Genomic DNA, 14,813 nt, shown 5'->3' with positions numbered 1-14,813 from the left:
GCTTTCTTAGAGCTGCTTGTTCATGTGGGCGTTCTTGTACACCGAAGGGGAGACACCCACCTTGTTCTTGAACTTGTCGATGAAATAATCCGTATTGGAAAAGCCTACCTGCAGCGCAATATCCGATACTTTGAGCTGGGTGCGCTTGAGCAGGCCCTTGGCCGTCTCGATCCGCTTGTCGTTCAGGTAATCGCTGAAGCTGCGGCCGGTCTCCTTACGGAATAACTGGCCCAGATAGGCCGAATTCATATGAAACTGCTTGGCGAGGTCCTGAAGCTGCAGCTTGCTGCGGAATTCAAGATCCACATACTGGATCACATTGTAGATGGTGTTCCCTTCGTTACTGGCCCGCAGCTCGGCAAGGTAAGCCGCTGTCTCCAGGCAGAGCCGGTCCACATACAGGCTGAGCTTATAATAGTCCGTGAGTCCGCCCAGGTTGCCGTACTCCTTATGCATCTCGCACATGATCCGGTCCGGGTCTCCCTGCTGCTCGGAGATGCTGCGGCATAAGGTCATCTCCAGATGGGCCACCTCAGCCTGGGCGGCATCGATATTCACCCGCTTGGCCGTCATGGCCGCGAAGGCTTCCCGGACAGCCGCCTGAATCCCGGCGGGAGCGCCCTCCTTCACCTTATCCGGCACATGAATGAAATGACCCTCGGTGAAGTCATCGTTCCGGCAGGTTGTTCTGAGATCATTGAAGTAGAAGATTCCGCCCTTCTCCTTCCGGTACTTCAGGCCCCAGACCTCGAGTGTCTGGGCGTAGAGCTCCTGGATGCTGCGAGCCCCTGTCCGGCGGCGGCTGATCATCACCGCCACCGGAACCCCCAGCTTCTGGGACTGTTTCCGCTGGATTTGCACGGCTGCCGCTTCAAGCGCCTCGGGGGATAGCCCGGCACAGGGTACAATCAGCCCGGCTCTTCCGGCCGGGTCCTGGAACATAAGCCCAAGCTGCTCCGGGAACCCTTCCGTATCCATCTCCTTCAGCCCCGCCGTGCCCGAGATAGCGGCAGCCAGGATGCACTGCAGCTCCGTATCCGGCGTAAGCCCCAGCAGGCTATGGGACGCCTGCTCCAGCTCGCTATTCCATTCCCCCTGGATTAGCCGGTTGATCAGGCTGTGGACCAGGAAGTTATGCTTCTTGCGCCCTTCTTCTCTGGAAGCGGTTTCATTTTGGATAATAGCGCTGATCTTCTGCAGCAGTGCCTCCATCTCCTCGTCGTCAGCCGGCTTCAGCAGATAACCGTCCACCTTATGGCGCAGCGCCGTCCGGGCATAGCTGAAGTTATCATACCCGCTCAGGATCACGAATCTCGGCGGCGGGTCCATCTCTTCCTTCACCGCAGCGATCAGCTCCAGGCCGCTCATCACCGGCAGGTTGATATCGGTAAGCAGCAGGTCCGGCCGATGCTCCCGGACCAGCCGCAGGGCATCCCCGGCGCTAAGCGCTTCGGCACACACCTCGAACCCTGATTTCTCCCAGTCCACCATCGTTCTGAGCCCTTCCAGAACCCAGGGTTCATCGTCTACAATCATGACTTTCAGCATGAGCTCGCTCCTATCCTCAAAAATGAAATGGGTAATCCCCTATGAATTACCAATATGCTAACATACAAGTTGAAGGTTGTGAATTATAAGTTCTGCGGGTGATGGAACCGGATCTGGTGGCTCCAATGCAAAAATGCGGTTGTATTCGGTTTTCTGCATACATCCGACCACCGCAGCCTCACGCCAGCCCAATGTAGTCGGTTTTTCGATTACATTCGACCCACACGTCTCGGTTTTCCGAATACTTTCGGCTCAAACACAAAAAAGCCGCCTGATCACACCGGATGTTTCCACTTGGAAAAATCCGGTGTGAGGCGACTTCATAAAATAGTGTTACTCTTCTCCCAGCTCCCTGCGCAGCTTCAGAAACACCTGATAGCTCCGCTCCGCGACCTCGGAGATCGCGATCGGGTGGAAGCCCGGCAGATCCGCATACAGCGTATCATTCAGCGGTGCGGTCCAGTTGACTGGCAGCTTGGCGGCGCCAAGCTTCGCGCCCATAATCGAGCCAACGGTCGCACCGTTGCAGTCGGTATCCATCCCGGCTGCGACCGAGGTGACTACAGCTTTCTCGAAGTCATTGCCGCCGTAGATCAGTGAAGCGGCAACAATGGCCGCATTGTTGTTCGTATGCACCGGGTCATAATGGCTGAACTCGTCCCATAGCCGGCTGACCAGCTCCCGCTGCGTGCCTGCCTGCCGGGCAAGCTCCACTCCGCGCAGCACATCCCGGGCCAGTCTGCTCGTCTGCGGAATTTCGCTCAGGCCGATTTGAACAATCTCTTCATTGCTGAGGCCCGCAAAGGCCGCAGAGATCATCGCGGCATTGAACATCTCGCCGTAGATTCCGTTCTTCACATGCGAGAAGGAGGCATCGCGCCAGCCCAGCTCCGCTGCCAGCTCGGGATGTCCGGCGGCCCCATAGGCCAGCCCGTCGGCGCGGATCGCGGCACCGATCCATTCGCGGTACGGATTCAAGTGCATCCGCACCCGTTCCTGGCGCAGCGGCCAATCCTCCGGCTTCTCCCCGTGCAGATGGGAGGTCTCCCGGGCAAAGTTCATATAGCTCTGCGTTTCTGCCGTGCACACCTGACTGTAGGTCAGATGCCCGTGCCACAGCTTGCCGATATCCCAGGAATCCCAGTCCAGCCCTTTCTGCTCCAGCAGGAGCAGACCCAGCACGGTATATCGGATATCGTCATCGCTCTCCATGTAGCTGATCTTCTCCCGCGTACTGGTGAAGGACCAGTCGCTTAAGCCGAGACCATATTCCTCCCGGGCGGTAGAGAATTCCGGGGTATATCCGGTAATCGGCCAGGCGTCCGCGCCGCGGAACCATAGCTCAATATTCTCCCAGCCGGGTCGGCCATCCTTCCCGTACAGGTAATCCCAGTATTCCAGCGGCTTGCCCAGTGCGCAGCCGACACTGCGGCCGAGCCACGCGCCGTAGAACCGGTCTCTCCACTGGTCCGGCGTCCAGTCTACCGCAAGCTTGCGCGGGCCCTCCGGGCGGAGCTGCCGGATCGCTTCCAGATCGGACGGCTCCTGGTAAGGGAAGCTTGCGTCTACAGGAAGCGCCATCAGCTCCCGGTAGACCTCCATCAGCTTGTCCTCATCATGCCCGGCCGCATCCAGCTTCTCCGCCAGGCTCCCGGGCTGGCAGCCTTCCTCAATCCGCTGCTGCAGCTCGAATCTGACCGTCTCCTGCAGACGTTCCCAGCCGGCCATCGGCTAAGCTTCTCCTGCCGGCGACTCCAACTGCCGGTCTAACCGGTCCAACGAATCGAACAGCAGCTTAATGAAGGCTTCGCGGTCTACGCCGAGCAGAACCTCCGTATTGGCCGGCTGCTCCGGCTTCTTGCGCCGGTCGGCGACGGTCATGCCCCGGGTCAGCTTGCCTTCGGTCTCCACCGTGACATGCAGATGCTCCGATTGGAACAGCTCCGGGTGAAGCAGCCAGGCAATCGCGCACGGGTCATGCAGCGCGTTGCCGATATAACCCATCTTTTTGCCATAGATAGAGTAGAAATCAAGCAGCTCTCCGACCATGACGGACACAGGCCCGCGCGTCTTCAGCTCCTCAATCTCCTCTTCAAAAATCGCCGCCTTATCCGTCACATCCAGTCCGCTCATTACAATCGGAATCCCGGATTCAAAGACGATCCGCGCCGCTTCCGGGTCGACATAAATATTGAACTCCGCCGTCCGGGTCACGTTGCCGTAAGCCAGCCCGCCGCCCATCAGGGAGATTTTCTCAATGCGGTCCTTCACTTCAGGGTATGCCGTAATCAGCAGGGCAATATTCGTCAGTGGTGCGGTAGGCACCAGAGTAATCTTCTCTTCGGAGGAGCGGATAATGTCCAGCATGAACTCTACCGCGCCCTGCTCTACGGGCTTGAACTTGCTCGCAGGAAGCGCAGGACCGTCCATACCTGACTCGCCGTGGGCTTCCTCTCCGGTAACCAGCTTGCCGAGCAGCGGCTGCGCCGCTCCCTTGGCTACCGGAATATCGGCGTTCACAAAGCTGAGAATTTTGAGCGCATTGTCCGTGATTTTATCGAGAATCTGGTTGCCTCCGACCGTAGTAATGCCCCGGATATCCAGTTGCTCCGGATGAGCCAGTGCAAGCAGAATGGCAATCGCATCATCATGCCCCGGATCGCAGTCAATGAGAATAGGTGTAGGTGTTGGCATTGTGGTCGCCTCCTTGTAGATAAATTATTTACTAGCCGTAGTCTTCAGCTTCCGGTTCTTCTTCCGGCTCTCGGAAATGGCGTAGATGATCAGACCGATAACTGTGGCTACATATGGAAGCGTAGCGATCAGCTCCGCCGGAATCTTCAGTACCTGCAGCGCATTCGAGAGCGCATCAGCTGCCCCGAACAGCAGCGAGGTCAGCGCTGTGCCCACGGTAGTGCTCCGGCCCATGGATTCTGCCGCGATGGCTATCCAGCCCCGGCCGGCCACCATATCGCGGGTGAACAGCGACAGATAACCCATCGACATGTACGCTCCGCCGAGACTGGCGAAGAAGCCGCTGAGCAGCAGCGCCGTATACTGGATGCGGATCACGCTGACCCCGACCGACTGGGCCGCATGGGGATTCTCGCCGACTGAACGGATACGCAGCCCCATCGGGGTACGGTTCAGCAGATAATAGACCACCAGCACGGATATAATCGAGAGATACGTCAGAATATGATGACCCGACAGAATCGGGCCCAGCACCGGAATATCTTGTAACAGCGGAATCTCAATACTCGGGAGTACCTTGCTCGCCAGAGAAGTGGAAGAACCCTTGTCCCCGCTAAGCAGATACAGAATGAACACCGTTCCGCCGGAAGCGAACATGTTGATGGCCACACCGCCGAGAATGATGTGAGTCTTGAACTTTAAGGTGAAAAAAGCCAGAATTCCCGCGATCAGCGTCCCGGATAGCACCGCCCCCAGCAGTCCAACCCAGGCGCTCTGCGTATACGCGCTGACAATGACCCCGGCCAGCGCCGAGACCAGCATGATCCCTTCCATCCCGATGTTGATGATACCGGCCCGGTTCGAGATCAGCGCACCCAGCGCAGCGAACAGGATCGGCGTGGTGACACGCAGGACCGAGAAGGCAAAATCCGTCGTCAGAATGACATTCAGCAGGCTGTTCATGCTTCCTTCGCCTCCTTCAGCAGCATTCGGTTCTTCCAGAACTTCAGGAACTGCTCAGCGGAAATCAGGAGAATAATAACAGCCTGGATGATGGAGATCATCTCGGACGGCACATCGGACAGACGCGCCATCAGATCGGCCCCGATGCGGATATAGGCCAGGAAGAGCGCTGAGACAATGACCGACAGCGGGTTGTTCTTCGCCAGCATCGCCACCAGCGCCCCATCGAGGCCGTAGCCCGGCAGCGAGGTCCACTGGAAGCGGCTGTACATCCCGAGCACCTCCACCGAGCCGCCCATCCCGGCGATGAATCCGGCAATCAGGTGGACCAGAATGATCACCTTGGCCGTCTTCATGCCCGAATAGCGGGCGAACTCCCGGTTGACCCCGGTCATCCGCAGCTCATAGCCCCATTTGGTCCGGTACAGAAACAGATGGGCCAGCACAATAAGCACCAGTACAATAATGAGTCCGGTGTGAATCCGTGTGCCAGCAAACAGCTTGCTCAGCTGTGCGGTCTTTTCAAACTTAAAAGAAACGTTGGCGAAGGCCTTGGCATCCCGCAGATGATAATTCAGCAGGTACAGCCCCACTCCAAACAGGATATTATTGAACATCAGCGAGGTCACCAGCTCGTTGGCATTCCACTTGGCCTTAAGAATCCCGGGAATGGCCGATAGCAGCGCTCCTACGATGGAGCCGGCAAGGATCGCCACGACCGGATGCAGCCAGCTGTTCAGGCTAAGATGAATCGCCAGTACAGTAGTTACGATCCCGGAGAAATAGAAGATCCCCTCTGCTCCCAGGTTGAACATATTCGCCCGGAACAGCAGCGAGACCGCCAGCCCGGTGAACATCAGCGGGATTGCCATCTCAATAACATTCCCGATATGGCCCTTGGTGGAGAACGGCTCGATCAGGAAGATGCCGATCGTCTTCACCGGATGCTCGCTGACCAGCGAGATAATCAGGAAGGCGATAATCAGGGCAATCGCAATGACGGCTGCCGTGCGGATCGCTTCGAAATATTTCACTTTAAACATGATTGATGGCCCTCCCGGTCTGCTCTTTGTCCTGCCGGTGAATGCCCAGCATATAGAGCCCCAGCTCTTCCTCACTGACTGATGATGGATGCTCGAAGTACGCCACAATCTGGCCCTCATACATCACCAGCAGACTGTCGCTCAGCTCCAGAATCTCGTTCAGATCCGCCGACACCAGCAGGGTAGCACAGTTCTTGGACCGCAGCTCCAGCAGCTTCTGGTGGATGAATTGCGCCGCTCCGATATCTACGCCCCGGGTCGGCTGCTCAGCGATCAGCAGCTGCGGATTCGTGGCGCATTCTCTGGCCACAACCACCTTCTGCATATTGCCGCCCGACAGCATTCCGATCGGCTGCTGCGGGCCGGAGCAGCGCACCTTGAACTCCTCCACCAGCGAGGAGGCCAGCGCCGCAATCCGGGACTTATGCAGAAAAGGCCCTTGATTCATATCTTTGGAACGGTAACGCGTGGAGATCAGGTTATCGGCAATGCTGGCATCAGCGGCCGAGCCCTGGCGCATCCGGTCTTCCGGGATATAGGATACCCCCAGGTTGCGGATATTCAGAATGTCCAGCCCGGTAATATCGGTGCCCTTCACTTGTACCGAACCGCTGCCGGCTACGCCGTGCAGGCCGCCGGTCAGCGCCTCGATTAGCTGCGTCTGCCCGTTCCCCTCCACGCCGGCGATGCCGACGATCTGCCCTTCGCGGACCGAGAAGCTGATCTCAGACAGCAGCGCCTTGCCATGGCTGTCCGAGACATTCAGTCCCTCTACCGTCAGCACCGGCTTGCCGTAAGGAACATCGCCCTTGTCATACTTCAGCACGACATCCCGGCCAACCATCAGCCGGGAGATCTCCTGCTCTGTCACATCACGGGTCTCGAACACCCCTTCACTTCGCCCGCCGCGCATGATGGTGATCCGGTCGCAGATGGCCTTGACCTCCTTCAGCTTGTGCGAGATGAACACAATCGTGTGCCCCTGCTCCTTGAGCTGCTGCAGCTCGTGGAACAGCTCCTCGGTCTCCTGCGGAGTCAGGACGGCGGTAGGCTCGTCCAGGATAAGAATCCGCGCTCCGCGCACCAGCGCCTTCAGAATCTCCACCTTCTGCTTCATGCCGACGCTTAAGTCTTCAACCTTCGCCCGGGCGTTCACCGTAAGATTATATTTGCGTGCCGTTTCCTCAGTCAGGCGCACCGCCTCAGCTACATCGAAGCCTACGCCCTTCTTCGGCTCCATGCCGAGCACCATATTCTCCGCTACCGTGAAGGAAGGCACCAGCATGAAGTGCTGGTGCACCATGCCGATGCCGCGGTCAATCGCATCCTGCGGAGATTGCAGCTTCACCTGTTCCCCCCGCAGGTAGAGCCCGCCTTCGCTGGGCTCCTCCATCCCGAACATGATCTTCATCAGCGTTGATTTGCCGGCTCCGTTCTCTCCCGCAATGGCATGAATCTCGCCCTCGCGCAGAGAGAACTCAACGTCCTTGTTGGCAACAACGCCGTTTGGATACACCTTGGTAATTCCCCGCATTTCCAGCAGAGCATTTGCCATGGGTCATCAACGCCTTTCAACCGGAATTCTGTTCCTATCCTTAAGGTTTAACGGCATTACGGATGGCTTCCACCTCTGAGGTCTCCATGCCCATCGCATTATCCACCTTGATTTCCTTATTAATCAGCTTCTGCTTCACTTCTTCCACCTTGGCCTGCAGGTCAGCCGGGAATACCTCTTTGTAGATCTCGTTCTCGGCAATGCCCACGCCGTCTTCCACGAAGCCAAGCACATCGCGTTTACCCATTTCAAGCGTGCCGTCCTGCAGCTTCTTGACTGCCCCCAGGATGGCCGAGTCAATCTTCTTAATCGCTGAAGTCACGATCAGGTTAGCCTTCGCGCTGTCTGTATCCTTAAGCAGCATCGCCTGGTCAGAATCGACGCCGATCGCATATTTGGTCTTCTCTTTGGCCGCATCAAAGATCCCCAGACCCGTACCGCCAGCCACGTTGAAAATAACATCCACACCAGAGTTATACTGGATCAGCGACAGCTCCTTGCCCTTGGCAGGGTTCACGAAATCGCCGGCATAAGATACTGCCACTTTTACATCCGGATCAACATACTGCGCTCCCTGAATGTACCCTACCAGGAAAGCATTGATGCCGGGAATGTCCATTCCGCCCAGGAAGCCGATTACGTTATCCTTGTTGGCATTCGGCATATCGGACTGGGTAGCCAGCGCCGCTACCGCTCCGGCCAGGAAGGAGACCTCGTTGGTCGAGTAGGACATATTGTACATATTCGCTGGTGCTTCCTCGATGTCAGTGTCATAGTTGATGAACTTCTTATCAGGGTTGGCTTCAGCCGTCGCATTGAACATTTCTGTAATTTCCGAGCCGCCGGAGATGACAACATCCCAATCCTCAGCCGCAATATCGTTAAAAGTCGGTTCCCACTTCGTCTTGTCTGCACCCATTTCTACAACCTTGGTTTCAGCACCCAGCTCGCTTTTCACCTTTTGCAGACCATTATTCGCCGCATCAAAAAATGATTTATCCCCCAAAGTCCCCGGGATCAGCAGCACAACCTTAAGCTTGTCCCCCGAAGCCGCATTTCCGCCTCCGGCATTCGTGCCCGGTGTAGCAGCATTTCCATTGCCGGACTTGTTATTTCCGCACGCCGTGACCAGTACCATAACCGCCAGCAGCAATAAAGTGAGCATTTTCTTTGTCATCTCTGAAGTTCACACCCCTGTTTGTAATAGTTACACGTTTTGTTGTATCCGTTGAATCTGCAAGCATGAATGAACGACTGTTGAAATACTGAAAATATGCATTTTACACTGAAAACCAAACATTTCATGTTACAATTTGCAAAAAAACCGCAGAAAACCCGAACAAGATGGCCAGTCCAGTTGAGAATCTTCGGTTTTATTGATAAGATCATATCAAATGAAAACATAAATATTTATATATTTTCGGTCAACTTTTTGTACGATTCGGCTGAAACATCAGGAATGGAGGCTCATCATGGATCGTGTCCTATATATTGTAAATGCAGAGCATGAAGCCGGCACTTATATCCCTCCCCATCAGCATGAATGCTTCGAGCTGGTGTATTACATCACTGGCCACGGAACCTGCAGCATCGGCCAGCGCAGCTATCACTTCCGGCCCTCCACCTTCGGACTGATTCCGCCGGGCTTCAAGCATGACGAGAACCACCAGCCCAGCCCCGAGGTGCTGTTCGTCGGATTTCACTGCGGCAACCCGGTGATCAACTCGCTGTCCGGCGTCTTCGATGACGACAAGGAGCATACGGTGCTGCAGACGCTGCAGCGGATGAATGCCGAATTCCAGCGCAAGCGCGACGGATTCACTGAGCTGTTAAATCTGCAGATGAGCGAGATCACCGTCTACCTCCAGCGGCTGCTCAGCGCCTCCGATTTTCACTCCCCGGCAGAGGATCAGATGCAGTATGTGCTCAATTATATGAATGAACATTACCGTGGGCGGCTCTCGGTCGCCTCGCTTGCAGAGATGTCCGGGTACAGCTATGACCGCTTCCGCCATCTGTTCAAGGAGCGCTTCCAGCATTCCCCGCACCGTTATCTTTTACTGAAACGCCTGGATTATGCCAAATCTCTTCTATTGCATAGCCAAATGCATATTTCCGAGGTGTCCGCCGCCGCCGGATTCGTGAATGACGCCCAGTTCTGCAATATGTTCAAAAGAGAGACCGGCCTCTCCCCGCGCACCTTCCGCATCCGCAGCAGAGAGCTGTAGCAGCGGGCGTGAAAGTAGCTTTTGTCCACAAATCTTGGATATGTTCACTGTCTGCCGGTCCAGCCTGTTCACTGATGTAATCTTGTTCCACTGTCCTGTTCATAGGTTGCAGCTTATAATCGTACTATGAACAATCCAGAGCAGAAACAGGGGGCCATTCCATGAGACTGAACAAGATCGGCAATCCAAGGGCGCTGTACAGCAGAATGTTAGTCAGTATCACACTCTGCGTCTCGTTCACCTTTCTGGTCTCGACCATCATCTATTACACTTACTATATCGGCGTCGAGAAGAAGCAGGCCTTCCAGTCCGACCTGGGCAACCTCACCCAGACGAGCCGGGAGGTCGTGAACATGACGGATGCGGCGCAATCGCTTTCTTTTCAAATCTACCGCAACAGCACCATCTCCAAAATTGTGTTCTACGACAAGCCGGACATCTACGATGTCACGGCCGCGATGTCCGAGCTCGGCAACTATTTAAGCTCCATGCCTTATATCGAATCAATCTATGTCTATAATCCCAAGGGCGGGCAGCTGTATATTGCTTCCTCCCACGGCCAGAACGGGGTCTTTACCGCACAGGAGCTGGTGGACACCTCCATCCTGGATATCCTAAGCCATTATCAGGATTACAAAGCATTCACACCGATTCCCCGGGTCTACTCCAACGGTGCGCAGGAGAATGATCAGGTCCGTGCCTACACCTTCCTCTGTCTCGATGCGATCGGCTGGGACCGGTCTATCAATTCGGCGGTGATTGTCAATATTTCGGCTCCGTGGATCAACAAAGAGATCGCCAGCCCGGCGGATTCCACCAGTGCGACCTACATTCTGGACGACCAGGGTGCGTTCCGCTCCAGCAACAGCCTGCAGCCGCAAGAGCTTACCCGGGAAGAAACGGGTTTCATCGAGCAGCGGATCAAAGGCCGGGAGGCCGGATATTTCATCGCGCCGTTTAAGGGAGTCAACTCGCTGATCTCGTATACCTCGCCGGATGATCTAAGCTGGCAGTATGTGCGGATTACGCCGTATGAGATCATTACCGAGCAGACCAATACCATCCGCAACACCACTCTGCTTATTGCAGGCCTTGTCCTGGTCGCCGGCATCGGCCTCTCCTGGATCATGTCCCGGAGCCTCTATCTGCCGATTAACCGGATTGTCAGTGAGATGAAGGTTCTGGAGACCGAGAAGCGTGACAGCATGTTCATGATCCGGCAAAATACGCTGCGCGACCTGATCCTCGGCCTGAAGCCGCCGCAGTCGATGCAGCAGATGGAGAAGCTGCGCCAGCTCGGCATTCATTTCACCTTCAATGATGATTACCGGCTGATCCTGCTGCGGATTGACCGTTATCAGGAGTTCCGTGAAGCCCGCTCCTCCTATCTGCTGGCCTCCAAGTTTGCCATTATGAACATCGCTTCGGAGATCTGCGGCCAGACCTACCGCGTGGAGACGGTGGATATGAACGATGACGGCATTCTGGTGCTGCTGAACATTATCGATCCTGTTGAATACACCGACACCGGACTGATCGAGGCGCTGCTCCGGCAGATCCAGCAGGCTTGCTCCGATTATCTGAAGCTGAGTCTTACGCTGACCTACAGCCATATTGACCGTAACGCAGACCAGCTGCATCAGCTCTACAAGCAGGTCCGCGAGGCATCGGATCACCGTCTGTTCTACGGGCACGGCTGCATCATTAATGCCCGGGAGATCTGCACGCTGGAGTCCAGCACTTACCATTATCCGGCCGACAAAGAGAAGAAGCTGACGGATGCCTTATTGAGCGGAAAAGTGGAGGAAGCCGCCGTACAGTTCAGCAGTATGATCCGGGAAACTGAGGCTTTTCCGTTCCAGACCGTGCAATTAACCGTGTCCAGGCTTAGCGTGACCATCCGGGAGATCGTGAATACTATCCTAAAGCGTAACCGCTTACAGATTGATGGAGCGGGCGAGCTGCCCCGTCTGGAGACCATCGAGACGATAGACGAGCTGGAGACGGCCTTCGCCGCCCTCTTCCATAATTTGCAGGAGCAGCTGGCCGGCAAAAAGAACACCAAGCAGCACGATCTCATCTGCCAGATTAATACCAAAATCAACGAGGATTACATGAAGCCGCAGCTCAGCCTCAATCAGATCGCTGATGAGCTGAGCATGTCCCCCATCTACATCAGCCGCCTCTATAAGCAGCAGACGATGAAGAGCATCGTCGATGTCATTCTGGAGGTGCGGATGCGCGAGGTCTGCGCCCTGCTGGAGAACACCGACCTGCCGGTGACCACTATTGCCGAGCGCTGCGGCTTCACCAGCAGCTCGTACCTGCACCGGATGTTCAAGCGCAGCTTCGGTACAACGCCTACCGACTTCCGGCGGCTGAAGAGTGTGCAGGTGGATTAGGGCGGGGGTTAAACAAACTTCCCTGATCAATCGAAATGTTGCAGAAACTGCAACCTGGAGACCTGAATCCTTAGCTTCTGTGTTAAAATGTTGCACGAAATGCAGCAACTCGCTCAAGTATCCGCTAAACCTAAACGAAATCCTGCATTTCCTGCAACATTTCCTGCTCAAGCCTCATTTATAAAGTAAAATGATGCAAATTGTGCATGATTTCGAAGTGTCACCGCTTTTGTTTTTGCTGTTCGCGCTTTGGTGGAACACCAAGCAAGCTCTTTGCCTTTTGCAGTTGTGGCAGTTCGCGCTTTGGTGGAACACCAAGCCAGCTCTTTGCCCTTTTGCAGTTGTGGCTGTTCGCGCTTTGGTGGAACACCAAGCCAGCTCTTTGCCCTTTTCTGTTGCTCTTTGCTTTGCTCTTGGCAATGGATGTGAAACAACATCAGCCCGTCTCCAAATTCATGGAGACGGGCTCTCTGCTCTTTCCTCCTGCCGCGGAAGCCGTAGGGCTGACGTAGCGGCAGTTGCAGTGTGACCAATGGCACGCGTAAGGTAGCGGAGCAAACGGAATGAATGTGGAGAAGCGGCAGCGTTCGCCTTTGTGTCCGGATTTTCACCGCTAAGGTAGAATAAATAAAATCTGGACACAACAGCGATCGGAACATCATTCCGCTTGCGGAGCGTCCCACCAAGCGGCCACCACCGGGGCCACCACCAGGGCTTCCCTACTTAAGCCCCTTCTCCGCAACATAAGCCTCCCACTGCTTCGTCCATTCCGCCTGAATCTTCTCCAGCCCCGCCTGCTTCGCCTTCTGCATGAAGGTTTCGAGGCCCTTATCTACATCGTCCACAAGCCCGGCCTCCAGCGGGAACAGATACTGCTTCTCCACCTGCTCCAGCGCAGCCTTCTCCGCCTGATAGGAGCTGTAATCTTCGGCGAAGCCGAGGAACAGGTCCGGCTTCTGGATTTTGTCCAGCTCATCGAAGATTGCCTTCACTCCGTCGAAGCCCTTGTCGAACAGCATGAACTCCGGATTTCTCCACGCCCAGCCGTTCATGCCCTCACGGGTGAACCCGTTGGAGGTGCTGGTGCCGACCAGCTTGTAGTAGCCGTCCTCCACCGTGTAGTTTTTGCCTTCAATGCCGTATTGCGTCAGCTGGTTATACCGCTTGTCGAGCACCATCTTCTGATAGAAGGCCAGTGCCCGCTCAGGGTTCTTGCTGCTCTTCGGAATCGCGAACCCGTTGTGAATCGGATGCACTGGGGTCGCATAGCCGGTAGTCAATCCGAACGGAGAGTACGCCAGCTCCCAATCCGGGTGGGTGGTGCTGATCTTCATTTTCATATCGTTGAAGCGGTTCGGGTTATCTCCGAACATACTGGCAGCTTTGCCGGAAGTCACCGGGTCCTGCATCGTATCCTTGATGTTCAGCACGTTCTTCGGAATGAAGCCCTTGTCCGCCCAGCGCTTCATCGTCTTCAGCTCTTCCTTCTGCTCATCCGAGCCCCAGTAGGAGTAGACCGTTCCCGGGGAGTCATACTTCACGCCCATCCCGTAAGGCAGCGCGCCGATCATCTTGTTCAGCTCCGTGTAGATGTAGTGCAGGTTGTTGCCCACATCGCTGTTCAGAGACATCGGCATCATATCCGGCTCATTTTTGACAATGCCGTCCATGTAAGCCTCGTAGCTGGCCAGATCCTTCGGCTCGGGAAGATTATATTTCTTGCGCAGGTCCTCGCGGTAGACGAACCCGTTGGTGACATACTCCTTGAAGGTCGCGGGAACGGTGTAGATCTTACCGTCTACCTTAACATCCTCCCACATCGATGCCGGCACGAACTTTTGCAGCTCAGGAGCCGCCTTCGGCAGCAGATCATCCAGCGGCAGGAACGCCCCGCGCTTCGCGTAGGATTGATATTGCGTCCAGTCTGCGGTGAAAATCAGATCAATCGCCTGCCCGGAGGACAGCAGCAGCTTGTACTTCTGATCCCAGTCCGTCCAGCTGGTGAAATTGAATTTCACTGTGGCGTTCAGGTCTGCCTCTGCCATTTTGTTGACCTCCGCCTGAATGGCCGGCAGGTCCTTAGGGGCATCGCCCAGCATATAGAATTGCAGCTCTACCTTCTTCGAGGTATTGATCCCGGTATCTGCTGCCGGAGCAGCTCCCTCCGATGCAGCCGGAGTGCCGCTGTTCCCGTCCTTCTCACTGTTACCAGCGCTTGTATTGTTGCCGCCTCCGCCGCAGCCTGCAAGGAGCGACAGAGCGAGCACACCTGTTGTAAGCGTAACCAGTGATTGACGGCCTGCTTTCTTTCTCATGAATGAACCCTCCTATAAATGTGGTGAGCGATAATGCGATGGGCCGCTGCCCATCTTGCGTTACT

The 14,813-nt window shown here is 55.7% G+C and carries 11 protein-coding genes; 2 read left to right on the top strand and 9 right to left on the bottom strand.

Annotated features, from left to right (window positions below):
- Positions 1 to 6: 6 nt before the first annotated feature.
- From K1558_RS28850 to K1558_RS28820, 7 genes are all read right to left on the bottom strand, one after another.
- Complete coding sequence (locus K1558_RS28850; RefSeq protein ID WP_238655425.1) at positions 7 to 1,548, bottom strand: response regulator; 1,542 nt, start codon at positions 1,546 to 1,548, stop codon at positions 7 to 9.
- Positions 1,549 to 1,881: 333 nt separating this feature from the next.
- Complete coding sequence (locus K1558_RS28845) at positions 1,882 to 3,276, bottom strand: ADP-ribosylglycohydrolase family protein (protein ID WP_238655424.1); 1,395 nt, start codon at positions 3,274 to 3,276, stop codon at positions 1,882 to 1,884.
- Between the two features lie 3 nt (positions 3,277 to 3,279).
- Positions 3,280 to 4,242 carry a nucleoside hydrolase gene (locus tag K1558_RS28840; protein ID WP_238655423.1) on the bottom strand — a complete coding sequence of 321 codons (963 nt, stop codon included), beginning with the start codon at positions 4,240 to 4,242 and terminating at the stop codon, positions 3,280 to 3,282.
- A 24-nt stretch (positions 4,243 to 4,266) separates the two neighbouring features.
- Complete coding sequence (locus K1558_RS28835; protein ID WP_238655422.1) at positions 4,267 to 5,205, bottom strand: ABC transporter permease; 939 nt, start codon at positions 5,203 to 5,205, stop codon at positions 4,267 to 4,269.
- A complete protein-coding gene (locus K1558_RS28830; RefSeq protein ID WP_238655421.1) occupies positions 5,202 to 6,248 on the bottom strand; it encodes an ABC transporter permease in 1,047 nt (348 codons plus the stop codon). Before K1558_RS28830 ends, K1558_RS28835 begins: the two co-directional genes overlap by 4 nt.
- Entirely contained in the window at positions 6,241 to 7,803 is a 1,563-nt protein-coding gene (locus K1558_RS28825; protein ID WP_238655420.1) for an ABC transporter ATP-binding protein, read from the bottom strand. Before K1558_RS28825 ends, K1558_RS28830 begins: the two co-directional genes overlap by 8 nt.
- Positions 7,804 to 7,843: 40 nt before the next feature.
- Positions 7,844 to 8,980 (bottom strand): BMP family ABC transporter substrate-binding protein, encoded by a 1,137-nt coding sequence (locus K1558_RS28820; RefSeq protein WP_238655419.1) that lies wholly within the window; start codon positions 8,978 to 8,980, stop codon positions 7,844 to 7,846.
- 295 nt (positions 8,981 to 9,275) lie between these two features.
- Here K1558_RS28820 and K1558_RS28815 point away from each other — a divergent pair, with 295 nt between their 5' ends.
- A complete protein-coding gene (locus tag K1558_RS28815) occupies positions 9,276 to 10,031 on the top strand; it encodes an AraC family transcriptional regulator (RefSeq protein ID WP_238655418.1) in 756 nt (251 codons plus the stop codon).
- Between the two features lie 161 nt (positions 10,032 to 10,192).
- Positions 10,193 to 12,433: a helix-turn-helix transcriptional regulator gene (locus K1558_RS28810; protein ID WP_238655417.1), complete on the top strand. Its 2,241-nt coding sequence runs from the start codon at positions 10,193 to 10,195 to the stop codon at positions 12,431 to 12,433.
- Between the two features lie 167 nt (positions 12,434 to 12,600).
- Here the strand turns inward: K1558_RS28810 and K1558_RS28805 are convergent, their stop codons facing one another.
- Together K1558_RS28805 and K1558_RS28800 are read right to left on the bottom strand one after the other, a co-directional pair.
- Positions 12,601 to 12,870 (bottom strand): hypothetical protein, encoded by a 270-nt coding sequence (locus K1558_RS28805; protein ID WP_238655416.1) that lies wholly within the window; start codon positions 12,868 to 12,870, stop codon positions 12,601 to 12,603.
- A gap of 282 nt (positions 12,871 to 13,152) precedes the next feature.
- The gene (locus tag K1558_RS28800) at positions 13,153 to 14,748 is read right to left on the bottom strand and encodes an extracellular solute-binding protein (RefSeq protein WP_238655415.1); all 1,596 of its coding nucleotides are present in this window, start codon (positions 14,746 to 14,748) and stop codon (positions 13,153 to 13,155) included.
- Between the last annotated feature and the right edge of the window lie 65 nt (positions 14,749 to 14,813).

This window comes from Paenibacillus piscarius (genome assembly GCF_022234545.1).
GTDB classification, from domain to species: Bacteria; Bacillota; Bacilli; order Paenibacillales; family Paenibacillaceae; genus Paenibacillus_AQ; species Paenibacillus_AQ piscarius.
The sequence above is the reverse complement of the archived record's forward strand: the minus strand, read 5'-3'. Positions and strand labels throughout refer to the sequence as shown.